Origin of the sequence: Mycolicibacterium vulneris, assembly GCF_002104765.1 — a bacterium.
Taxonomy (GTDB): Bacteria; Actinomycetota; Actinomycetes; order Mycobacteriales; family Mycobacteriaceae; genus Mycobacterium; species Mycobacterium vulneris.
In genome coordinates, this window is record NZ_NCXM01000015.1 from 117,892 (window position 1) to 139,140 (window position 21,249).

The following is a 21,249-nucleotide window of genomic DNA, read 5'->3' on the forward strand; positions in this document are numbered from 1 at the left end:
AGCGTAAGGGCAGTTGGCTGACCCGAAACTAAAGGACACCGGCCGCGGCGGGAATGGCAGCCGCCGGCGACTCGTGATTGTCGAGTCGCCCACCAAGGCGCGCAAACTGGCCAGCTACCTGGGCTCCAGGTACATCGTCGAGTCGTCACGCGGTCACATCCGCGACCTGCCCCGGGCCGCCGCCGACGTGCCGGCGAGATTCAAGTCGGAGCCGTGGGCCCGCCTCGGGGTCAACGTCGACGCGGACTTCGAACCGCTGTACATCATCAGCCCCGAGAAGAAGAGCACGGTCACCGAGCTCAAGGGCCTGCTCAAGGAAGTCGACGAGCTCTATCTGGCCACGGATGGTGACCGCGAGGGCGAAGCGATCGCCTGGCACCTGCTGGAAACCTTGAAGCCGAACATCCCGGTCAAGCGGATGGTGTTCCACGAGATCACCGAGCCGGCCATCCTCGAGGCCGCCGAAAACCCCCGCGACCTGGACATCGACCTGGTCGACGCGCAGGAAACCCGGCGCATCCTGGACCGCCTGTACGGCTACGAGGTCAGCCCCGTGCTGTGGAAGAAGGTCGCTCCGAAGCTGTCGGCGGGCCGGGTCCAATCGGTGGCCACCCGCATCATCGTGCAGCGCGAACGCGACCGCATGGCGTTTCGCAGCGCGTCCTACTGGGACATCGTGGCCCAGCTCGATGCCAGCGTGTCCGACCCGCAGGCCTCACCGCCCACCTTCACCGCCCGCCTGACCGGCGTCGACGGCCTGCGCGTGGCCGCCGGCCGCGACTTCGACTCGCTGGGGCAGCTGCGCAAGGCCAACGAGGTCACCGTTCTCGACGAGGCGAGCGCGACGCAGCTGGCAGCGGGCCTGCGCGGCGCCCAACTCAGCGTCGCGTCGGTGGAGGAAAAGCCCTACACACGGCGCCCCTACGCGCCGTTCATGACCTCGACGCTGCAGCAGGAAGCCGGCCGCAAGTTGCGGTTCTCCTCCGAGCGCACGATGAGCATCGCCCAGCGGCTCTACGAGAACGGCTACATCACCTATATGCGTACCGACTCCACCACGCTGTCGGAGTCGGCGATCAACGCCGCGCGCACCCAGGCCCGCCAGCTCTACGGCGCCGAATACGTGTCCCCGTCGCCGCGGCAGTACACGCGCAAGGTCAAGAACGCCCAGGAGGCCCACGAGGCCATCCGCCCCGCGGGTGAGACGTTCGCGACCCCGGACGCGGTGCGCCGCGAACTCGACGGCGACGAGTTCCGCATCTACGAGCTGATCTGGCAGCGCACGGTGGCCTCGCAGATGGCCGACGCCCGCGGCACCACCCTGAGCCTGCGGATCAACGGCCAATCCGCCGGCCGCGAGGTCGTGTTCTCGGCCAGCGGCCGCACCATCACGTTCGCGGGGTTCTTGAAGGCCTACGTGGAGACGGTGGACGAATTGGCCGGCGGCGAGGCCGACGACGCCGAGAGCCGGCTGCCGCAGCTGACCCAGGGCCAGCGGCTGGACGCCATCGAACTCACCCCCGACGGGCACGCCACCAACCCGCCGGCGCGCTACACCGAGGCGTCACTGGTCAAGGCGCTCGAAGAGCTGGGCATCGGCCGCCCGTCGACGTACTCGTCGATCATCAAGACCATCCAGGACCGCGGCTACGTGCACAAGAAGGGCAGCGCGCTGGTGCCCTCGTGGGTGGCGTTCGCCGTAACCGGTTTGCTGGAACAGCATTTTGGCCGCCTCGTCGACTACGACTTCACCGCCGCGATGGAAGACGAGCTCGACGCGATCGCCTCGGGACAGGAACGACGCACCGACTGGCTCAACAACTTCTACTTCGGCGGCGAGCACGGGGTGGCCGACTCGGTGGCCCGCTCCGGTGGCCTGAAGAAACTCGTCGGCGTCAACCTGGAAGGCATCGACGCTCGAGAAGTCAACTCCATCAGGCTCTTTGACGACGAGCAGGGCAGGCCGGTCTACGTCCGGGTGGGCAAGAACGGGCCATATCTGGAGCGCATGGTGATCGGCGACGACGGTGAGCCCAAGCCGCAGCGGGCCAACCTCAACGACTCGCTGACGCCCGACGAGCTGACGCTGGAGGTGGCCGAGCAGCTGTTCGCGACGCCGCAGGAGGGTCGCGTGCTGGGCGTGGACCCGGAGACGGGTCACGAGATCGTCGCCAAGGACGGCCGTTACGGGCCATACGTTTCCGAGGTCCTGCCCGAGCCGCCGCCCGACGACGACGGCAGCGCCGCGCCGGCGAAGAAGGGCAAGAAGCCCACCGGTCCCAAGCCGCGCACCGGATCGCTGCTGCGCACCATGGACTTGCAGACGGTCACGCTCGAGGACGCGCTGCGGCTGCTCTCACTGCCCCGGGTGGTCGGTGTCGACCCCGCCACCAATGAGGAGATCACCGCGCAGAACGGCCGCTATGGCCCATACCTGAAGCGCGGCAACGATTCTCGATCGCTGGCGACCGAGGAGCAGATGTTCGACATCACCCTCGAGGAAGCGCTGAAGATCTATGCCGAGCCAAAACGCCGTGGCAGGCAAGGCGCCGCCGCGCCGCCGCTGCGTGAGCTGGGCGCCGATCCGGCGACGGGCAAGCCGATGGTGATCAAGGACGGCCGGTTCGGTCCGTACGTCACCGACGGCGAGACGAACGCCAGCCTGCGCAAGGGCGACGACGTCGCCTCGATCACCGACGAGCGCGCCGCGGAACTGCTGGCCGATCGCCGGGCTCGTGGTCCGGCGAAGCGTCCCGCCAAGAAGGCCGCCCGCAAGGCCCCGGCGAAGAAGGCGGCGGCCAAAAAGGCCGCCAAGCGCAGTTAGTCAGTAGCCCGGGCCGATGGCCTCGCCGGACATCTCTTCGGCGCGAGCCCGTGTGGGCTCCGAGTCGGCCGTTCCGGCCAGGTGCACCGGACGCGCCAGTTGGGTGGGGGCCCGTCGGCCGCGCAGCTCGACCACCTCGCCGACGTCCCAGCACAGGGCCTCGGCGTCCAGCGCCCCGCTGACCGCGATGGCCGACGCGAGCACGTGTCCGGGCTCCAGCTTGGCGAGTTCGGTCAGCCGGGCGGCCTCGTTGACCGGGTCGCCGATCACCGTGTACTCGAAGCGGGCCTGCGCGCCGATGTGACCGGCGATGGCGCGCCCGGATGACACCCCGATGCCGAACTCCGCCGAACCGATCACCGGCAGCAGCGCGTCGTGCAATTCGCGGGCCGCGGCTAGGGCGCCGCCGGGTGAGTCGGGGTGTTCGATCGGCGCGCCGAAGATGGCCAGCGCGGCGTCACCCTGAAACTTGTTGACGAAACCACCATGTTTGCCAACGGTTTCCACGACCACCCGGAAGAACTCGTTGAGCAGGTGGACGACCTCGGCGGGCGGCCGGGTCGAGGCCAGCTGGGTGGAGCCGACCAGGTCCACGAACAGCACCGCGACATCGCGCTCCTGGCCGCCCAGCTCGGTGCCGCGCTCCAGCGCCCGGCGGGCCACATCCTCGCCGACGTAGCGGCCGAACAGGTCACGCAGCCGCTGCCGCTCGGACAGGTCGCGCACCATGTCGTTGAAGCCCGCCTGCAACAGGCCCAGCTCGCTGGCGTCGTAGATCTGCATGTGCGCGTTGTAGTTTCCGCGCTGCACCTCCGACAGCGCCCAGCGCAGCTGACGCAGCGGGTCGGCGATCGACATGGCCACCAGCAGCGTGCTGACCAGCCCGATGCCCAGCGCCGCCACCGCCAGCAACAGGATGGGGGTGAACAGCTTCTCCGGCGTGGCGTGCAGCAGCGAGATCTTGTCGGCCACCACCGCCAGCACGATCGCCAGCACCGGCACGGCGGTGGACAGCATCCAGGTCAGGATCAGCCGCAGGATGACGCCGGGCGCCTTGACGTTCTCGGGCACCCCGCTGCGCAGGGCGGCCACCGCCACGGGCCGCAGCACCCGCTCGGACTGCAGGTAGCCGATGATCGAGGTGGCCGCGGCGCCAAGCCCGGTGGACACCGCGACCACGGGCGCGGCGAATCGGGCCACCGACCAGCTGGCGATGATGAACACCACGCTGCCGATGGCCCAGGCCACGATGCTGATCAGGGTGCGGTAGAACGGCATTCGCAGTGCGCGGCTGCGAGCCAGTTCGGTGGCCGCCGGGTCGGCCTCGGCGAGCATGTTGTCGCGGCGCTGCCACCGGAACACCGGCATCAGCAGCCGCAGCGTCACGGCCAATCCGGTGAGGAAGACGACCATCAGTGCGGTGGCGAAGATCGCCAGGTTCAGGACCGGCAGATCCTGCAACTGGATGCGGTCCTCCGGCGGCAGCGCGTAGCGGAGGAAGCCGAGCACGAACAGGGCGCCGATGATGTCGGCCTGCAGCATGCTGAGCGAGAACAGCGGCCATGGCGTGCGCATCACCCAGCGGACGAATGCGCTGATCCGCCCCGGTAGTGCCGCCGCCGTTGTCACTAACCCACCGTATCGGTCACCGCCGACCTCCCGGAAACTTAATAAGGATCTCGGCAGGTCGTTCGGATACCCTCGCCGACGCCAAGATAACGGAATGGTCGCGGTACGGTGGCCGTTCGGTATCTGTCGACAGCGCCATTATTGTTACCGGTGATGTCCGGGGTGTTTACGCGGCTGGTAGGCCAGGACGCGGTGACGGCCGAGCTGCTGTCCGCCGCCAGAGCCGCTCGTGGTGACTCAGGCCACAGTGGGGCGGGCGCCGGGACTATGACACATGCGTGGCTGATCACCGGTCCGCCGGGTTCGGGGCGGTCGGTGGCGGCGTTGTGCTTCGCCGCTGCGCTGCAGTGCACGTCAGACGGGGAGCCGGGCTGCGGGCGCTGCCACGCGTGCACGACGACCATGGCCGGCACCCACGCCGACGTGCGGCGGGTGATTCCCGAAGGCCTGTCCATCGGCGTCGACGAGATGCGGTCGATCGTGCAGATCGCGTCGCGGCGCCCGGCCACCGGGCACTGGCAGATCGTGGTGGTCGAAGACGCCGATCGGCTGACCGAGGGCGCCGCCAACGCCCTGCTGAAGGTGGTCGAGGAACCGCCGCCGTCGACGGTGTTCCTGCTGTGCGCGCCGTCGGTGGACCCCGAGGACATCGCCATCACGCTGCGCTCCCGGTGCCGGCATGTGGCGCTGGTGACGCCTCCTACCGAGGCGATCGCGCACGTGCTGGTTGACAGCGACGGCCTCAGCCCGGACACGGCGAGCTGGGCGGCGTCGGTCAGCGGCGGCCATGTGGGGCGGGCCCGCCGGCTGGCCACCGACCCCGAGGCCAGGGAACGCCGGGAGCGGTCGTTGTCGCTGGTGCGCGACGCCGCGACCCCGTCGCGTGCCTACGCCGCCGCTGAAGAGCTGGTGGCCGCGGCCGCGGCCGAGGCCATCGTGCTGACCGCGGACCGCGCCGAGGCCGAGACCGAGGAGCTGCGCACCGCCCTGGGCGCCGGCGGCACCGGCAAGGGCACCGCGGGAGCGATGCGCGGCGCGGCCGGGGCGATGAAGGACCTTGAGCGACGCCAGAAGTCGCGGCAGACCCGGGCCTCGCGCGACGCCCTGGACCGCGCGCTGATCGACCTGGCGACCTATTTCCGGGACGCGCTGATGACCTCCGCGAATGCCGGGGCGGTGCGGGCCAACCATCCCGATATGGCCGAGAAGGTCGCCGCGCTGGCCGCACACGCGCCGCCCGCGCGGCTGCTGCGCTGCATCGAAGCGGTGCTCGAATGCCGCGAGGCGCTGGCGATCAACGTCAAGCCCAAGTTCGCCGTGGACGCCATGGTCGCCACCATCGGCCAGGAACTGCGCGACTGATTTCGTGGTGCCAGCCCGCCTGCCGTAGACTCGTGCCGCCCGGCGTGCGGGTATGCCGCCTTAGCTCAGTCGGTAGAGCGATTCACTCGTAATGAATAGGTCGGGGGTTCGATTCCCCCAGGCGGCTCCATAGCTTCAAGCCGGCGCCACGAAGCCCACCGGGCCCGACGCGATGCACAACGCCAGCGCGGTGGTGTTGGCGCGCACGGTGATCGCGTCGCCCGCGCCCGGCAGCCTGGCGAACACCCGATTGAGTCCGGGGTGCAGCGGCACCTTGACCTCCGGACCCTGCGTCATCTTCAACGTCATCGAGCCGTCGCTGTTGGCCAGGTAGTTCAGTTCGACGGTCCAGTCGGCGGGTAGCAGCGGGCCGTCCAGGACCAGGCGGGCCGGCTTGTCCGGCTGGGCGAAGTACCCGCACTGCGGCATCGGCCCGGGCACGATGGTCCGCACCCAGGTGACCCGCGCCTTGATCAGCCGGCCCGAGCGGTCGAACATGCGCAATTGCGTTGTCGCGGGCGCGAATTCGGGCCTATCCGGCAGCAGCGCGAACAGGTGGCTGGCCAGGTTCTCCGGAGCGGCCACCCGCTGCAGCACCAACGGATCGACCTCCTGGTCGAGCAGCGGCGGGTCCGAGGCGGCGTGGGCCGCGGCCAGAGAAGCCCGGGCGTTGCGCAGATACGGCTGGGCGGGGTTGTCGCGCCAGCTGGTCAGGAACGTCGCCGTCGAGTACAGGCTGCTGGCCGCGAACAACACCGCCAATGCCGCGACTAACGCGGTGCGTTTCGGCGAGGCGTCCAGCCAGCGCGGCCCGGCCCGCCGGTTGGGGGCACACAACGCCACGGCGGCCAGCAGCGCCAGCACCACGACCAGATCCGGCAGGTAGCGCAGCGTCTGCGCGAGTTCCAGCGCGGTCTGCTTCGACGACCGCATCAGGTAGATCGGCACCTGGCAGGCGACGGCGTAGCCGACGGCGATCAGCCACACGGGCCCGATGCGCTCCTTGCGCACCAGCGACACCACCAGGATTGCGGCCAGCACCAGCCAGCCCAGCGCCATCACCGACGGCGGGGGCGTCGCCCAGGGCGAGGCAGGCGCCCACCGGTCCCAGTGCCACGGCCCGCCGGCCAAGCCGGGCACGATGCCGTGCGTGACCGAACGCATCAGCAGCCGCCCCGTCATCGATAGGTCCGAACTCCACCGCTGCTGGTTGACCACTGCCAGATACAGCGCGATCCAGGCCGCGGTGAGGGCCAGCGCGGCGATCCATAATCGCAGGGCGGCCCGCCACGCCGTCGCCAGCGCCGATCCCAGGCTTCGATCGCTGGTGACGTGGCAGAGCAGCGCCGTCACCGCGAACGCGACGAACGGGATCACCGCGGCCTTCTCGAAGAACAGCAGCCCGCCGAAGTAGACCAGCACCCCGGTCACGGCGTACCGCTGTTTGCCGGTGCGCACCAGCAGGATGGCGTCGGCGCACACCCAGGCCAGCGCGGCCAGCATCGGCAGCGAGTTCAGCGCCGCCGCCCACCACGCGAATCCGGGCACCGCCAACGGCGTGAACAACGCGAACGTCAACGGGATCAGCAGCACCGGCCGCCAGCCCAGGATGACGTAGAGCGCGCGCAACAACGCCAGCGACGCCAGCAGTTGCAGCACCAGCAGGCTGACCGCCGGCCAGGTCCAGTTCAGCGGCGCCAGCCGGATGACGGTGCCCGCGAGCAGAAATGCCCCGGGCATGACGTGCCCGTCGTGGTCGTCGAACAGATACGACGGCGCGAGCAGGTTGTGAGTGCCGGCCTTGCCGATGAGGATCAGGTCGTCCCAGTAGAAGTAGCCACCGAACGCCAGCACCGCCCGCACCGCCAGCTGCACCGCGATGAGCGCGGCGGCCGCGGTCGCTATGTATGGTGGGCCGGTGCGTGCACTGGTTACCGGGGCGGCCGGATTCATCGGCTCGACGCTAGTCGACCGTCTGTTAGCCGACGGTCACGCGGTGGTGGGGCTGGACAACTTCGCTTCCGGCCGCGCGACCAACCTGGAGCACCTGGCCGACAATCCGGCTCACGTCTTCGTTGAGGCCGACATCGTGACCGCCGACCTGGAAGCCATCCTCGACGAGCACCGCCCGGAGGTGGTGTTTCACCTGGCGGCCCAGATCGACGTGCGGCACTCGGTGGCCGATCCGCAGTTCGACGCCTCGGTCAACGTCATCGGCACGGTGCGCCTGGCCGAGGCGGCCCGCCGGGCGCAGGTCCGCAAGATCGTGCACACCTCCTCGGGCGGATCCATCTACGGCACCCCGCCGCGGTACCCCACCCCCGAGACGGTGCCGACCGACCCCGCGTCGCCGTATGCCGCGGGCAAGGTGGCGGGCGAGATCTACCTGAACACCTTCCGCCACCTGTATGGCCTGGACTGCTCGCACATCGCCCCGGCGAATGTCTATGGCCCCCGCCAGGATCCGCACGGCGAGGCCGGCGTGGTGGCGATCTTCGCCCGGGCGCTGCTCTCGGGGAAGCCCACCAAGGTCTTCGGGGACGGCAGCAACACCCGCGACTACGTGTTCGTCGACGACGTCGTGGACGCCTTCGTCAGGGCGTCCGGGGACGCCGGCGGCGGGCAGCGCTTCAACATCGGCACCGGCATCGAAACCTCGGACCGCCAATTGCATTCGGCGGTGGCGGCCGCTGTCGGGGGACCCGACGATCCGGAGTTCGCGCCGCCGCGGCTCGGCGACCTCAAGCGGTCCTGCCTCGACATCGGTTCGGCCGCAGAGGTTTTGGGTTGGAAACCGAAGGTCGGGCTATCCGACGGGGTAGCCCGCACGGTGGACTTCTTCCGGCAGGCGCAGGCCGACTAGCCCGCTTCGGGCGCCTGCGCAGAGTCCAGCGCCACCGCCCGGGCCAGCCGCGCGTAGCGCAGCTCCAGGTCCTTGAACCGCATGTAGGTGCTGAGCGTGGTGAAGCAGAACGCCATGATCAGTGCGTAGAGCATCAGGTCGGTGCCGCGCCGCACCCCGAACCAGTGCGCCACCACCGTGGTGTCGTCGGGCCGCAATACAGCGTAGATGCCGGCCAGCACGAACACGACATAGCCGACCTTGACCCACGCCTTCGACCGCGAATTGCGGCGCGACCGCAGCAGATACACCAGCAGCGCAACGATCGACCCGATCAGCAGCACCTGGATCCAGTTCATGGAGTCCTCCCTCGCAGGAACCCGTCGAAAATGATGTTGACGCCGTTGAGCAGGGGTTGCCCCTTCGACCTCGAGTACTCGGTGTAGAGCACCTCGATCGGCTCTTCGGCCACGCGCCAATGGTTTTCGTCGATCAGCATGATGAATTCGTTGGCGTGGCTCATGCCGCTCATGGTGATGTCCAGGCCGTCGGCGACCTTCTTGTTGAACACCCGCAGCCCATTGTTGGTGTCGGTCAGGCCAAGTCGGCGGCCGCGCCGGCTCAGCCGCGCGGCGGTCTGCAGCACGATGCGCTTGACGAACGGCGGCCGGGCGCTTTGTTGCGTGCCGAACCGGGTGCCGATGACGACGTCCACATCGTCGGCGCGCAACCGGTCGACCATGGTCGCCAGGTCCTTGACGCGGTGCTGGCCGTCGGCGTCGAAGGTGGCGAAGATCTGGGCCCCCGGCTGCTTGCGGGCGTACTCGACGCCGGTCTGGATGGCGGCGCCCTGCCCGAGGTTGATCGGATGCCGCACCAGGTGGGCCCCGGCCCGCAGCGCGATCTCACCCGTGTCGTCGGCGCTGCCGTCGTCCACGCAGACGACATGGTCGAACACCGAGCGCACATCGGCGACCACCTCGCCGATGACAGCTGCTTCGTTGAAGGCGGGAATGACGACCCAGACGACCGAATAATGCGTTTCAGTACCCATCTAAGCCCACAAGGTACACGCTGGTGCAGGTCATATCAGCCGGTAGAGCGCGCGGCGCGCGACAGCGCCAGCAGATGCACGCCGATCCCCACCACCGGGCCGCACAGCAGCCCGACCACGGTCCGGGTCTGCAGGGACAGCGGCAGCAACAGCAGCAATCCCGACGCGACCGTGGCGCTCACCCAACCCAGCGAGTAGGCGCGGTGCAGCGCGGCGGCCACCGCCGCCGCCCCGGTCAGCGTCAGCACGGCGATCGCCACCGCGGCCGCGGTCAGCCAGGCCAGCAAGGCGCTGCTGGCGTGGTACTGCGGCCCGAACGCGACCCGCAACAGCCAGGGGCCCACCACGCCCGCGGCCACCACCCCGACCGCGCCGATCGCCCCGACGATCGCCGCCGGGGCGAGCAGCGCGCGGATCCGGTCGCTGCGCTCGTCGACGAAATGGGCGATCAGGTTGCCCTGCATGGCCGTCAGCGGCACCAGCAGCGGCGCGCGGGTCAGCGTGACGGCCAGAATGATCACCCCGCCCTGCGCGCCGAGCTCGGCGCTGGTCAGCTTCAGCAGTACCGGAAATCCCATCACCAGGATGGCGCTGGCGCCGGCCGCTGTGATCGAATGCGCGGCGCCCCGTAGGAAGGTCGCGGTGCCGCCCGGGGTCAGCAGGCGGGCGGTGCCCCTGGTGGCCGGCGAGGCCACCAGCAGGAGCAGCCAGGCGACCGCGCCCGCCACCGTCGCCCACAGGAAACCGACCAATCGCCAGCCCAGCGCCACGGTGGCCGCGGCCACCAGCACCCGGATGACGGCGTCGGTCACCATCAGCGCGCCGTAGCGGGTCCACTGGTTGGTGCCGGCCAGCATGCCCAGCAGGGTGGCGTGCACGCAGAACCCGGCCAGCCCGACGCTGAGCAGGGCCACCGACAGCAGCCGCGACTCGACGAACATCCGCCCGCTCCACAGCGGGGAGCTGCCGGCGATCAGGACAGCCGCGGCGATTCCGACCAGCATCGCGACGCGCATCGGGTGGGTGCGGGGCTCGCCCGGCGCCGGCAGGGCGGCCAGGTCGCCGATGTAGGGGGTCGAGCGGACTTCCCGGGTGGTTTCCTGCAGCAGGCCGTTGGCCGCGCCGGTGACCAGTCCGAACGCCCCCCAGAACACGCCGAATATCGAGAACCCGCTCGGCGCCAGGTCACGGGCGGCCAGATAGATCACCGCGTAACCGCACAGCGCCGTCACGGCGGTGGCGGTGCCGACCCGGGCCATGCTGCCGCGCGCCACCGGCCCCTGCGAGGCGCTGATCTCGGTCATCGGGCCCGCGGCGCTTTCGGCCGACTGCCCCGATGTTTCGCCACAATTTGAAAATTCTATGCGGCCCGCGGCGATCGCCCCTCGCGGCGATCCGGTTCGCTAGTGTGATCGGCTGTCGGAAAGGATCCATGCCCGCGTTGCGCACCTTCGGGATCTCGCTGGTGGTCACCGCGGCGGCCCTGTGCCTCGGATACGCCTACGGCGGCTTCAAAGGTCTTTATCTGCTGCTGGCGCTGGCCGCGCTCGAGGTGTCGCTGTCGTTCGACAACGCCGTCATCAACGCCTCGATCCTGAAGCGGATGAGCCGCTTCTGGCAGCGGATGTTCCTGACGATCGGGATCCTTGTCGCCGTCTTCGGCATGCGACTGCTCTTCCCGCTGCTCATCGTCTGGGCGACCGCGGGGCTCGAACCAGTGCGCGCGATGGAGCTGGCGCTGCATCCGCCGCCGCACGGCGCGCTGGAGTTTCCGGACGGCTCGCCCAGCTACGAGAAGCTCGTCATCGCCGCGCATCCCCAGATCGCCGCGTTCGGCGGCATCTTCCTGTTGATGCTGTTCCTGGATTTCGTCTTCTATGACCGAGACATCAAGTGGCTCAAGTGGATTGAGATCCCCTTCGCGCGCATCGGCCGACTGGGGCAGGTGTCGCTGGTGGTCACCGGTCTGGCGCTGGTGCTGGTGGGCACGCAATTGACGCACTCGGGAGACGAGGCGGCCACGGTGCTGACCGCCGGGTTGCTGGGCATGGTGACCTATCTGGTGGTCAACGGATTGAGCCGGGCATTCCGGCCGACCGACACCGACACCGACACCGAAGCCGGCACGGCGACGCGCTGGGCCGGCCTGGCCCTGTTCGGTTACCTCGAGGTCCTCGACGCCGCCTTCTCCTTCGACGGCGTCACCGGCGCGTTCGCCATTACCTCCGACCCGATCGTCATCGCGCTGGGGCTGGGCCTGGTCGGCTCGATGTTCGTCCGGTCGATCACCATCTATCTGGTCCGCCAGGAGGCCTTGGGCCGATACGTCTACCTGGAACACGGGGCGCACTGGGCGATCGGGGCGCTGGCCGCGATCATGCTGGCCTCCATCGAGCCTAAGTTCGAGGTCCCCGAGGCCGTCACCGCCTCGGTCGGCGTGGTCTTCATCGCGGCGGCGCTGGGCTGGAGCATCCTGCGCAATCGCCGCGACGCCCGCGCCGGGGCCCAAACGGTCTAGGCCTCGATCTGCCCGGCGATGCGCTGTTCGATGGCGGCCCGGGCGGGGGCGGAAAGCGCGATCAAACCGTCGAGCTCCTTGGTCGCCCGCGCGTAGGCGTTGTGGCGCTCCTCGCGCGTCGCCGCATCGTCGTTCGCCAGGTGCAGCAGGTTCTGGGCGCGCGCCAGCCGTTGCTGGTCGTCGGCCGAGAAGTCGCTGCGCCGCCGCCGGATCGCCTCGGCCTCGGCGATCTCGAACGCGCTGAGGTACTCGTGGACGGCATGGCGGTAGTCCAGCAGCGCATCCCGGTCGCCCACCAGGGCGTCCGGCGGTTCGGGCCGCAGCAGGTCGGCGCGGCGCTTCGCCTTATGGAAAGCGATGGTGAGCGGATCGCGCATGTTGGTCATCAGCGGGAAGTCCAACAGCTTCGCGATGTCGACCTCATAGTCGAACCACCGGGCGTCGGTACGGTCATGCGCGGCAACGAGCTTGGCGAGTTCCCGGCGGTCGGCTTCCTCGTGGGTCCGCCCCCGCCCGGATGCCTCGGCCACCGCGATCTTTGCCTGCTGCTTCAACCGGTAGCGCTCCATCCGGCGCTCGGCTCGACGCTCGTTGGCCGCGCCGATGGCCCGAAGCGCGCCGCCGATCGCACCGCCCAGCGGGAAAACCAGCCACCAGAAATTCGCGGCGAAATGCAGCACCGGGGTCACCTCGCCAGGATGCCACCGAGAATCCCGCAGCGGCGCGGGCGCGATTACGCCGAAAGCGTCAACGCGCCGGTGGAGTTCAGTGCCCTTCGGCCTTGAACCGCTCGATCGAGCGCTGGATCTCCGCCTCGGCCTCTTCGCGGCCGACCCAGTCCGCGGCCTTGACGAACTTACCCGGTTCCAGGTCCTTGTAGTGCACGAAGAAGTGCTTGATCACGTCCAGCTCGAACTCCGGCACGTCGCCGATGTCCTGGATGTGTTCCCAGCGGTGGTCGCCGGCCGGCACACACAGCACCTTGTCGTCGCCGCCCTTTTCGTCGGTCATCCGGAACATGCCCACCGGACGGGCCTCCACGATGACGCCGGGGAACACCGACTGCGGCAACAGCACCATCGCGTCCAGCGGGTCGCCGTCCTCGCCGAGGGTGTCCTCGATGAAGCCGTAGTCGGTCGGGTAGGCCATCGCGGTGTACAGGTAGCGGTCCAGACGTAGCCGTCCAGTCTCGTGGTCGACCTCGTACTTGTTCCGCTGGCCCTTTTGGATCTCGATGGTCACGTCGAATTCCACCGCGTCGACTCCTTCTTCTAGGCAGGCCAATTTTGCTCTGCTACACCCTAGTCGAGCGCATCGCCGCCGATTCGGCAGAATGGGTTCAGACAGTCAGGAGAGTGATGACCCGTACTCGCTGGCAAAAATCCACCCCAGTGCTCATCGGGTTGGGTGTGCTGGCGTTCGTCGTCGCCGTAGTGGTGGCGGCAACGTTTTTCACCACGACCGGACACGGCGCCAACAGCGCGCATGCCCCGATCCCGCCCCCGCATGCCCCGGCGGTCAAGCCGGGCATGGTCCCGGTGAGCGACACCGCCGAGCTACCCAGCGGACCCGGCGTCGCCGCGATGCTCGCGCCGGTGGCGGGCGACCCTAACCTGGGCCGGCTCGGGGGCCGGGTCACCGACGCCATCACCGGCAAAGAGCTGTGGCAGGTAGCCGGCGACATGCCGCTGGTTCCGGCGTCGACCAACAAGGTGTTGACGGCCGCCGCGGCCTTGCTGACGCTGGACCACCAGGCCCGGATCACCACCCGCGTGGTGGCCGGCAGCCAGAACGCCCAGGGGCCCGTCGTGCTGGTGGGTGCGGGGGATCCGGCGCTGTCGGCGGCGCCGCCCGGCGTGCCCACCTGGTACCGGGGGTCGGCACGCATCAGCGACCTGGTCGAGCAGATCCGCCGCAGCGGCGTGACGCCGACCGCGGTGCAGGTGGACACCTCGGCGTTCAGCGGGCCGACGATGGCGCAGGGCTGGGATCTGGCTGACGTCGACAATGGCGACATCGCGCCGATCGAGTCGGTGATGATCGACGCCGGACGCATCCAGCCCTCGACGGTCAACTCGCGGCGGTCCCGGACCCCGGCGCTGGATGCCGGGCGGGAGCTGGCCAAGGCGCTGGGCCTGGACCCCAACGCGGTGACGACCGCGACCGCGCCGTCCGGGGCCCGGCAACTGGCGGTCGTGCAGTCGGCGCCGCTGGTCCAGCGATTGTCCGAGATGATGGACCACTCCGACAACGTGCTGGCCGAAAGCATCGCCCGCGAGGTTGCGGCGGCGATCAACCGGCCGCGCAGCTTCGCCGGCGCGGCGGACGCGGTGACCAACCGGCTGACCACCGCCCACGTCGACACCACGGGTGTGGCGCTGCTGGATTCCAGTGGGCTCTCGGTGGACGACCGGCTGACGGCCAGGACGCTCGACGGCGTGCTGCAGGCCGCCGCGGGGCCCGACCAGCCGTCGCTGCGGGCGCTGCTGGATCTGCTGCCGATCGCCGCCGGCAGCGGGACACTGGCCGACCGGTTCACCGACGCCTCCACCAACCAGGGCCCGGCCGGCTGGTTGCGGGCCAAAACCGGTTCGCTGACCGCCATCAACGCGTTGGCCGGGGTGCTCACCGACCGCAGCGGCCGGGTACTCACCTTCGCCTTCATCTCCAACGACGCGGGCTCCAACGGCCGCAACGTGATGGACGCACTGGCGACCCGCCTGTGGTCCTGCGGGTGCTCATGACGCCGGCGCCGGACCTGACGCTGGGTACCGCCGTCGACTGGCAGTTCGCGGCCAGTGTCGGGCGGCGGCTGGCCCGTCCGGGTCCGCCGTCCAGCGACTACACCCGCCGCCAGGTGATCGACGAACTCGCCACCGCGTCCACCAAAGCCGAACCGCTGGTGCGTGACGTCACCGGCCTGGTCACCGACGGCGCGGTGCCGGCCGCGCGCATCGTCGACCGTCCGGACTGGGTCGCCGCGGCCACCGAGTCGATGCGGGTGATGATGAACGGCTCCGAGAAGCCGCGCGGGTTTCTCACCGGCCGCGTCACCGGCGCGCAGACCGGCGCCGTCCTGGCCTACGTGTCCTCGGGGATTCTCGGCCAATACGACCCGTTCGCCGCCAACGACGGGGCCAGAACCGGCTGCCTGCTGCTGGTGTACCCCAACGTCATCGCCGTCGAGCGGCAGCTTCGGGTTCAGCCGTCCGATTTCCGGCTATGGGTGTGCCTGCACGAGGTGACCCATCGCGTGCAGTTCACCGCCAATCCGTGGCTGCCCGACTACATGTCGCAGGCGCTGGGCCTGCTGACCCGCGACGCGGGTGAGGACATGGGGCAGGTGATCGGCCGCCTCGCCGACTACGCCCGCAACCGCGGCGCCGGAACGCAGGAATCCGACGCCAACGCGTCCGGCATTCTCGGGCTGGTGCGCGCGGTGCAGTCCGAACCGCAGCGGCAGGCGCTGGACCAGCTGCTGGTGCTGGGCACCCTGCTGGAGGGTCACGCCGACCACGTCATGGATGCCGTCGGGCCGATGGCGGTGCCGTCGGTGGCCACCATCCGCCGCCGGTTCGACGAGCGCCGCCACCGCAAGCAGCCCCCGCTGCAGCGGTTGTTGCGCGCACTGCTGGGCCTCGACGCCAAGCTCAGCCAGTACACCCGCGGCAAGGCGTTCGTCGACCACGTGGTCGGCCAGGTGGGGATGGCCCGGTTCAACGCCATCTGGACGGGCCCCGACACGCTGCCGCTGCCCACCGAGATCGAAGAACCCCAGCGGTGGATCGACCGGGTGCTGTAGGCCTGCTGCGTGCGGCTGTCGAGGCGTTCGTCAAGACCCACCTCGCCACCGTCGAACAGTGGTGCGTGGCGCTGTCCGGCGGTCCCGATTCCCTGGCGCTGACCGCGGTGGCGGCCCAGCTGCGGCCCACCACGGCGGTGATCGTCGACCACGGCCTGCAATCCGACTCGGCCGCCGTCGCCGAGGCCGCAAGGGCGCAGGCCATCGCGCTGGGATGCGTTGGGGCTCAAGTGGTCCGGGTGCAGGTGGGCAACCAGGGCGGCCCCGAGGCGGCGGCGCGCGCGGCCCGCTACGCCGCGTTGAGCGCCTATCACACCGGCCCGGTGCTGTTGGGGCACACGCTCGACGACCAGGCTGAGACGGTGCTGCTGGGGCTGGGCCGCGGGTCCGGGGTGCGCTCGATCGCCGGGATGCGCCCCCACGACCCGCCGTGGTGCCGGCCGTTGCTGGAGGTCCGGCGCGCCACCACTCACGCCGCCTGCGCGGAGCTGGGGCTGACCCCCTGGCAGGATCCGCACAACGCCGACCGCCGCTTCACCCGAACCCGGCTGCGCACCGAGGTGCTGCCGCTGCTGGAGGACGCCCTCGGCGGTGGCGTGGCCGAGGCGCTGGCCCGCACCGCGACGTCGTTGCGCGAGGACTCCGAGCTGCTCGACGCGCTGGCGGCCCGGGCGCTGCCCGGGGTCAAGGCGGACTCCGGCCTGCGGGTGCAGGCGCTGGCGACGCTGGACGGCCCGGTGCGGCGCCGGGTGATCCGGGCCTGGTTGTTGGCCGGCGGCGCAACGAACCTGACCGACAAGCAGATTCGTGGGGTGGACGCCCTGGTCACCGGCTGGCGCGGGCAGGGCGGGGTGGCCGTCGGGTCGTCGCTGCCCGACGAGCGATTGTTCGCGGGCCGCCGCGACGGCGTCCTGATGCTGTGGCGCGAGCCGGTCGGCAAACCGATCCATTAGCCGCAATATCGGGGCTGCCGTTGGTTATTCGCCCGCCGTCGTGGCACTCTGTGGGCGTGGCCCAGATCTCCTCGGCGATCACCCCAGCCCAACCCGGGGAGCTGTACCCAGGGGATATCAAGTCTGTCCTGCTGACGTCGGCGCAAATTCAGGCGCGAATCGGCGAACTCGGCCGCGAAATCGGCGAGAACTACCGCGACGCCGCGACGGAGACCGGACAGGACCTGCTGCTGATCACCGTGCTCAAGGGCGCTGTGATCTTTGTCACCGACTTGGCCCGAGCGATCCCGCTGCCCACCCAGTTCGAATTCATGGCCGTCAGCTCCTACGGGTCGTCGACGTCGTCCTCGGGCGTGGTGCGGATCCTCAAGGACCTGGACCGCGATATCGAGGGCCGCGATGTGCTGATCGTCGAGGACGTCGTCGACTCGGGCCTGACGCTGTCCTGGCTGTTGCGCAACCTCAAGACGCGGCACCCGCGTTCGCTGCGGGTGTGCACGCTGCTGCGCAAGCCCGACGCGCAGGGCGCGCACGTCGACATCGCCTACGTGGGCTTCGACATCCCCAACGACTTCGTCGTCGGCTACGGCCTCGATTACGACGAGCGCTACCGCGACCTGTCCTATATCGGCACCCTGGACCCCCGGGTCTACCAGCAGTAGACCCCGGGCTCAGTCCAGCTCCCACACCGCCGTCACTGAGAAGTTCACGGCCTGCTGGCCGGGCTCCAGCGGAACCATCGAGGGCATGGCCCGAGGCGCCCCGACCGGCGGCGGGGTGTTGCCGGTGGCTTCCGAGATGGACAGCACCCGGCCCAGCCGCAGCCCGGACAGCTGGGCGTACTGATCGGCGCGGTTCTTGGCGTCGTTGAAGGCGCGCGACCGGGCGTCCTTCACCAGCTGGGAATCGTCGGCGATGGAATAGCGGACGGACTTGATCCGGGTGGCGTCACCGCCCGTGCCGACGATGAGGGCCAGCAGGCGCGACGCGGCATCCGTCGGATGAATCTTGACCGCGATGGCGTTGGTGGCGCGGTACGCCGTGATGGCGGCGGTACCGCTGGGCTCGGGGTTGCTGTATTCCGGCGACAGGGTGACCTCGGTGGTGCTGATGTCCTTGCGGTCGATGCCGGCGCCGGTCAGTGCGTTGATGACCGCCCGTTGACGGTCGTTGGTCTGGTTCATCGCCGTGGTGACGTCGGGCGCGGTGAACTCGATGCCGACTTCGGCGGTCAGGGTGTCCGGGACGCCCTGCACCTGACCGGTGCCCACGACCGTGACCTGACGGGGGTTGGCCCCGGGCTGCGGCGGGTTGTGTTTGTCGCACGCGGAGATCGCTGCGATCGTCAGGCCGGCCGCGGCCACCGCGATCGATCGGCGGATGAACTTCGAGGCCTTCGTTGCGACCGGCATGCCTGGCACCCTAGCCGCTGGGCCGCCGCGAGACGATAATTCTTCGCCAAGGATGCATCGTGCGGCGCGGGTTGCGGGTTTTCGCCGCTCGGGGCTGCTCGCGATCGTGCTTGCATGAGTGGATGATTGGTGCGCTTCTGGGCCGCATCCGCGACCAGCCCGCGCTAGAGAAGCGGCAGCAGCCTTCCGCCTTGACGCCCATCGTGTGGTCCGGTCAGTTCGGACCTCACCCCGGCGAACCCGCCGCCCGCGGAACGCCATTCCCTGATCCGCTTCTGGGCATCGTCGGGTAGCCGGTCCCTGCGGTCTGGTGAATTCCACAGTTCGACGGTTTGAACCGCCCAGTACACGGCGAACTCGATGATCACCAGCGCTTCGATCAGAAGGACCCAGAGCTCCCACCCGGGATGCCTGAGATGCAGTGCGACCACTGCGATTAACGTCCCCACCATCGCCCAGCCAATCGCCCGGTACCAGCACTGATAGCAGCGCCGATGCGGTGACTTTTGAATATCCTCTTGCCCGGCGACGTATGCGGCGCAGAACACGGTGATGATGAAGGACGAGAGCAACAGGAAACCCGCAATACCGTGGACATGCGCGTTGAACCAGCCCGGGAAAAAGACAAGGGCAATAAAGCCGAGCGCCATGATCGACCAGAAAATCCACAGCGCCAGGGTTCCCAGCGGGCTTCTCTTATGCCGAGTGTGGTTGAACAGATGCAGCAAGGCCATCGCCACCCAGCCCACAATCAGTGCGACTACGACGGCCCAGACATTGGGTTGAATCGCGGGCTCGAATTGGGGCGGAAGATCATTTCGCCCACACAGGTTCGCGGGTCGACCCTGCGGCACCATCGCGATCATCAACGCGGAGACCCCGGCCAGAGTCAAGAACACGTCCTCGGTGTCGTTGCTGCCCTTGTACATGATTAATAGCGTGCCCAAGGCCAGTAGCGCGGCGATCAGGATGCTATGCGCGGACGTGTAATAGTAAGCGCTGATTGCGAATTGCCAGCAGGTTGCCGATAACTGTTCGATGATGATGGCCACCCCGAGCATAAGCGTGATGATCACCATGCCAACCCGTAGGTCACGGTATATGGCAAGCGTGGTGGGAGTCGATTTCCGGTCGTTCATGCCGCCTACTACTGCCGGATCACGAGCGATTTTCTTATGTTCGCTTCCGGCGTGCCCGGTTTCTGTCCGCGGAGAGTATCGGGTGATCTGGCTGGCTGCAGAGTTTTTGGGGAAATGAGGTAACCCGGTGGTTTTAGAAGGGTGGGTCGTCCGGCAAGGGCTGCAGCACCGGCTCGTCGGGCAACCAGTCCAGCGGCAATTCCTCCGGTTCCCTGGGATCGTTCACCCAGGTGCAGTAGGGGCTGGTGCTCGGGGCGCCCTTGAACAGGAAGAGCATGTCACGCATGTGGTTTCGGAATTTGCGCGCTTCGATCTCCTGTTTTCGCGCCTCTTCGAGCCGCAGGTGGGCCTCGTTTATCGGCCTTTGCTCGCGATTGTGCTTACGCGCTCGGGCAATTCGTGCGCTGCGCTGCCGTGATCCGGTTCGCGGGTTCGGGGTGGGCGTCACGCAGGACGGCCGGTGCGGCTGCGCGAAGAGGTCGGTGCCGGCGGCCGAAGTTTGATAGGTCCGTCCACTCGGCGACGTCCACACCACCGTGCCGTTGGGGAGTTGCCTGTCACGCCAGCCGCCGAACGTCTTGAGCCGATGATGTTGACGGCAAAGATATTTCAGGTTTTCGGCTGTGGTCTGCCCGCCTGTCGCCGGATTCTGGTGGTTGAACGGAACGGTGTGGTCGAGGTCGCAGACCACCGCCGGCCGACTGCACCCTGGGAAGCGGCAGGTCAGATCCCGGCATCGAACGGCCCGCTCCAGTGCCGCGGACGGCTGATAGCGCAGCGCCTCGACCGGGCTCGTCGTCGGATCGGCGATGAGGACGGATGCCGCGGCGGCCAATTGGCGCACCTGGTCGGCATCGATGACGCCGTAGCCCTCCAGATAGCCGGGCTCGGCTCCATTGGCGTAGACGGTTTGCTCGCTGGCCACCACGTTGATGACCACGCGAGCCCCGGCCGGGCCGAGGTCGGGGTCGCCTGAGCGGGCGGGGCACTCCGATTGTCCACAGGCGCAGGCCAATCCACGGCCTTCAGCCAGCGCGGCCAGCGCGTCGGCTCGTCGCTGGTCCATGGTTCGCGTGTCCGCCGGGCACACCTGCTTGGCGAGCTGGGACAGCCGTCGGTCGAAGGCGGCGGCGGCCGAGGCGGCGACTGAGCCATGAATTTCCGCCATCCCATTGTCAGAGGCGCTGATTTCGATGCGGCGGTCGTCCTCGGCCGCGAGGCGGCGCTCGCGGGCGGCGTCGGGGTCGGCGGTTCGCACGGCGGCGTCGACGGCGTTGACTATCCGTTGCCTCGACCAGCTGTGCCAGTTGCCGATGCGGTCGGCCAGCGAATGGTCAAGGTTGGCGATCAGTTTGTGGTCGGTGACCAGATCGGTACGGCTGATGATCAACCGCACTGTGCGCCAATCTGTTCGGCCCTCGGCCAGCAGGGCCCCGATCTTGGGCAACCTGACGTCGAGCGCCTCCGCATAGGTCACCAGGTAGCTGGCGCCCGAGGGGGATAGGTTCATCGCGGCGGCGACCTCGGCGGCGGTCTGCTCGAAGCCGGCGATTTCCGCGTACTCCCGATCCGGGCGCTCGGCGGTCGCCACGCGATGTCGAAGCAACGCCGCCACCGCCGAAAGCCGACGGGCCACCAGCATCGATTCCTCCCGATGCGTGGACTCGATCACCGCCACCAGCGCGGCGGGATCGGGCGGCAATTCGAACATACG

General features: G+C 69.0%; 18 protein-coding genes and 1 tRNA gene. 9 read left to right on the forward strand and 10 right to left on the reverse strand.

Annotated features, from left to right (window positions below; all coding sequences use genetic code 11):
- The first annotated feature begins 13 nt into the window (after positions 1–13).
- On the forward strand, positions 14–2,824 hold the full coding sequence (gene topA, locus B8W69_RS16210) for a type I DNA topoisomerase (protein ID WP_085290802.1): 2,811 nt from the start codon (positions 14–16) through the stop codon (positions 2,822–2,824).
- Here the strand turns inward: topA and B8W69_RS16215 are convergent, their stop codons facing one another.
- Positions 2,825–4,453, reverse strand: a complete 1,629-nt coding sequence (locus B8W69_RS16215; RefSeq protein ID WP_110881953.1) for an adenylate/guanylate cyclase domain-containing protein — start codon at positions 4,451–4,453, stop codon at positions 2,825–2,827.
- Between the two features lie 153 nt (positions 4,454–4,606).
- On the opposite strand from B8W69_RS16215, the gene B8W69_RS16220 reads away from it, so the two are divergent.
- Positions 4,607–5,815, forward strand: a complete 1,209-nt coding sequence (locus tag B8W69_RS16220) for a DNA polymerase III subunit delta' (protein ID WP_085290806.1) — start codon at positions 4,607–4,609, stop codon at positions 5,813–5,815.
- Between the two features lie 54 nt (positions 5,816–5,869).
- Positions 5,870–5,945, forward strand: a tRNA-Thr gene (locus B8W69_RS16225).
- A 5-nt stretch (positions 5,946–5,950) separates the two neighbouring features.
- On the opposite strand, the gene B8W69_RS16230 is transcribed toward B8W69_RS16225, so the two are convergent.
- A complete protein-coding gene (locus tag B8W69_RS16230; protein WP_245843274.1) occupies positions 5,951–7,768 on the reverse strand; it encodes a hypothetical protein in 1,818 nt (605 codons plus the stop codon).
- On the opposite strand from B8W69_RS16230, the gene B8W69_RS16235 reads away from it, so the two are divergent.
- Complete coding sequence (locus tag B8W69_RS16235) at positions 7,734–8,678, forward strand: NAD-dependent epimerase/dehydratase family protein (RefSeq protein WP_110881963.1); 945 nt, start codon at positions 7,734–7,736, stop codon at positions 8,676–8,678. The genes B8W69_RS16230 and B8W69_RS16235 overlap by 35 nt on opposite strands.
- Here B8W69_RS16235 and B8W69_RS16240 read toward each other — a convergent pair.
- Genes B8W69_RS16240 through B8W69_RS16250 form a run of 3 tightly spaced genes read right to left on the reverse strand, consistent with a single transcriptional unit; the run spans position 8,675 to position 11,015 of the window.
- A complete protein-coding gene (locus tag B8W69_RS16240; protein ID WP_085290810.1) occupies positions 8,675–9,016 on the reverse strand; it encodes a DUF2304 domain-containing protein in 342 nt (113 codons plus the stop codon). The genes B8W69_RS16235 and B8W69_RS16240 overlap by 4 nt on opposite strands.
- A complete protein-coding gene (gene ppgS, locus B8W69_RS16245) occupies positions 9,013–9,711 on the reverse strand; it encodes a polyprenyl-phospho-N-acetylgalactosaminyl synthase PpgS (protein ID WP_085290812.1) in 699 nt (232 codons plus the stop codon). Before ppgS ends, B8W69_RS16240 begins: the two co-directional genes overlap by 4 nt.
- A gap of 35 nt (positions 9,712–9,746) precedes the next feature.
- Positions 9,747–11,015, reverse strand: a complete 1,269-nt coding sequence (locus tag B8W69_RS16250; protein WP_085290813.1) for a hypothetical protein — start codon at positions 11,013–11,015, stop codon at positions 9,747–9,749.
- Positions 11,016–11,143: 128 nt separating this feature from the next.
- Here B8W69_RS16250 and B8W69_RS16255 point away from each other — a divergent pair, with 128 nt between their 5' ends.
- Complete coding sequence (locus tag B8W69_RS16255) at positions 11,144–12,229, forward strand: DUF475 domain-containing protein (RefSeq protein ID WP_085290815.1); 1,086 nt, start codon at positions 11,144–11,146, stop codon at positions 12,227–12,229.
- Here B8W69_RS16255 and B8W69_RS16260 read toward each other — a convergent pair.
- Both B8W69_RS16260 and B8W69_RS16265 read right to left on the reverse strand, forming a co-directional pair.
- Entirely contained in the window at positions 12,226–12,918 is a 693-nt protein-coding gene (locus B8W69_RS16260) for a hypothetical protein (RefSeq protein ID WP_085290817.1), read from the reverse strand. The two genes, B8W69_RS16255 and B8W69_RS16260, sit on opposite strands and share 4 nt — an antisense overlap.
- 76 nt (positions 12,919–12,994) lie before the next feature.
- The gene (locus B8W69_RS16265) at positions 12,995–13,483 is read right to left on the reverse strand and encodes an inorganic diphosphatase (RefSeq protein WP_065030725.1); all 489 of its coding nucleotides are present in this window, start codon (positions 13,481–13,483) and stop codon (positions 12,995–12,997) included.
- A gap of 104 nt (positions 13,484–13,587) precedes the next feature.
- Here B8W69_RS16265 and dacB point away from each other — a divergent pair, with 104 nt between their 5' ends.
- From dacB to hpt, 4 genes are read left to right on the forward strand one after another with little or no spacing between them, the layout of a single operon-like run.
- A complete protein-coding gene (gene dacB / locus B8W69_RS16270) occupies positions 13,588–14,973 on the forward strand; it encodes a D-alanyl-D-alanine carboxypeptidase/D-alanyl-D-alanine endopeptidase (RefSeq protein ID WP_110881954.1) in 1,386 nt (461 codons plus the stop codon).
- Positions 14,970–16,031, forward strand: a complete 1,062-nt coding sequence (locus B8W69_RS16275) for an Rv3626c family coenzyme F420 biosynthesis-associated protein (protein WP_085290865.1) — start codon at positions 14,970–14,972, stop codon at positions 16,029–16,031. Before dacB ends, B8W69_RS16275 begins: the two co-directional genes overlap by 4 nt.
- Positions 16,010–16,984, forward strand: a complete 975-nt coding sequence (tilS, locus tag B8W69_RS16280) for a tRNA lysidine(34) synthetase TilS (protein WP_085290821.1) — start codon at positions 16,010–16,012, stop codon at positions 16,982–16,984. The genes B8W69_RS16275 and tilS overlap by 22 nt, the downstream gene beginning before the upstream one ends.
- 50 nt (positions 16,985–17,034) lie before the next feature.
- A complete protein-coding gene (gene hpt, locus B8W69_RS16285; RefSeq protein ID WP_085290823.1) occupies positions 17,035–17,646 on the forward strand; it encodes a hypoxanthine phosphoribosyltransferase in 612 nt (203 codons plus the stop codon).
- 9 nt (positions 17,647–17,655) lie between these two features.
- Here hpt and B8W69_RS16290 read toward each other — a convergent pair whose 3' ends face one another.
- The 3 genes from B8W69_RS16290 to B8W69_RS16300 form a co-directional block, all read right to left on the reverse strand.
- A complete protein-coding gene (locus B8W69_RS16290) occupies positions 17,656–18,396 on the reverse strand; it encodes an SIMPL domain-containing protein (protein ID WP_085290825.1) in 741 nt (246 codons plus the stop codon).
- A gap of 164 nt (positions 18,397–18,560) precedes the next feature.
- Positions 18,561–19,535: a hypothetical protein gene (locus B8W69_RS16295; RefSeq protein ID WP_085290827.1), complete on the reverse strand. Its 975-nt coding sequence runs from the start codon at positions 19,533–19,535 to the stop codon at positions 18,561–18,563.
- A gap of 133 nt (positions 19,536–19,668) precedes the next feature.
- Complete coding sequence (locus B8W69_RS16300; protein WP_085290829.1) at positions 19,669–21,246, reverse strand: HNH endonuclease signature motif containing protein; 1,578 nt, start codon at positions 21,244–21,246, stop codon at positions 19,669–19,671.
- Positions 21,247–21,249: the final 3 nt, after the last annotated feature.

Bases quoted from the DNA above. Each gene is read 5' to 3' on its own strand.
- B8W69_RS16220 (WP_085290806.1), top strand. From the start codon at position 4,607: ATGTCCGGGGTGTTTACGCGGCTGGTAGGCCAGGACGCGGTGACGGCC.
- B8W69_RS16230 (WP_245843274.1), bottom strand. From the start codon at position 7,768: ATGAATCCGGCCGCCCCGGTAACCAGTGCACGCACCGGCCCACCATAC.
- B8W69_RS16240 (WP_085290810.1), bottom strand. From the start codon at position 9,016: ATGAACTGGATCCAGGTGCTGCTGATCGGGTCGATCGTTGCGCTGCTG.
- ppgS (WP_085290812.1), bottom strand. From the start codon at position 9,711: ATGGGTACTGAAACGCATTATTCGGTCGTCTGGGTCGTCATTCCCGCC.
- B8W69_RS16250 (WP_085290813.1), bottom strand. From the start codon at position 11,015: ATGACCGAGATCAGCGCCTCGCAGGGGCCGGTGGCGCGCGGCAGCATG.
- B8W69_RS16255 (WP_085290815.1), top strand. From the start codon at position 11,144: ATGCCCGCGTTGCGCACCTTCGGGATCTCGCTGGTGGTCACCGCGGCG.
- dacB (WP_110881954.1), top strand. From the start codon at position 13,588: ATGACCCGTACTCGCTGGCAAAAATCCACCCCAGTGCTCATCGGGTTG.
- B8W69_RS16275 (WP_085290865.1), top strand. From the start codon at position 14,970: ATGACGCCGGCGCCGGACCTGACGCTGGGTACCGCCGTCGACTGGCAG.
- B8W69_RS16290 (WP_085290825.1), bottom strand. From the start codon at position 18,396: ATGCCGGTCGCAACGAAGGCCTCGAAGTTCATCCGCCGATCGATCGCG.
- B8W69_RS16295 (WP_085290827.1), bottom strand. From the start codon at position 19,535: ATGAACGACCGGAAATCGACTCCCACCACGCTTGCCATATACCGTGAC.
- B8W69_RS16300 (WP_085290829.1), bottom strand. From the start codon at position 21,246: ATGTTCGAATTGCCGCCCGATCCCGCCGCGCTGGTGGCGGTGATCGAG.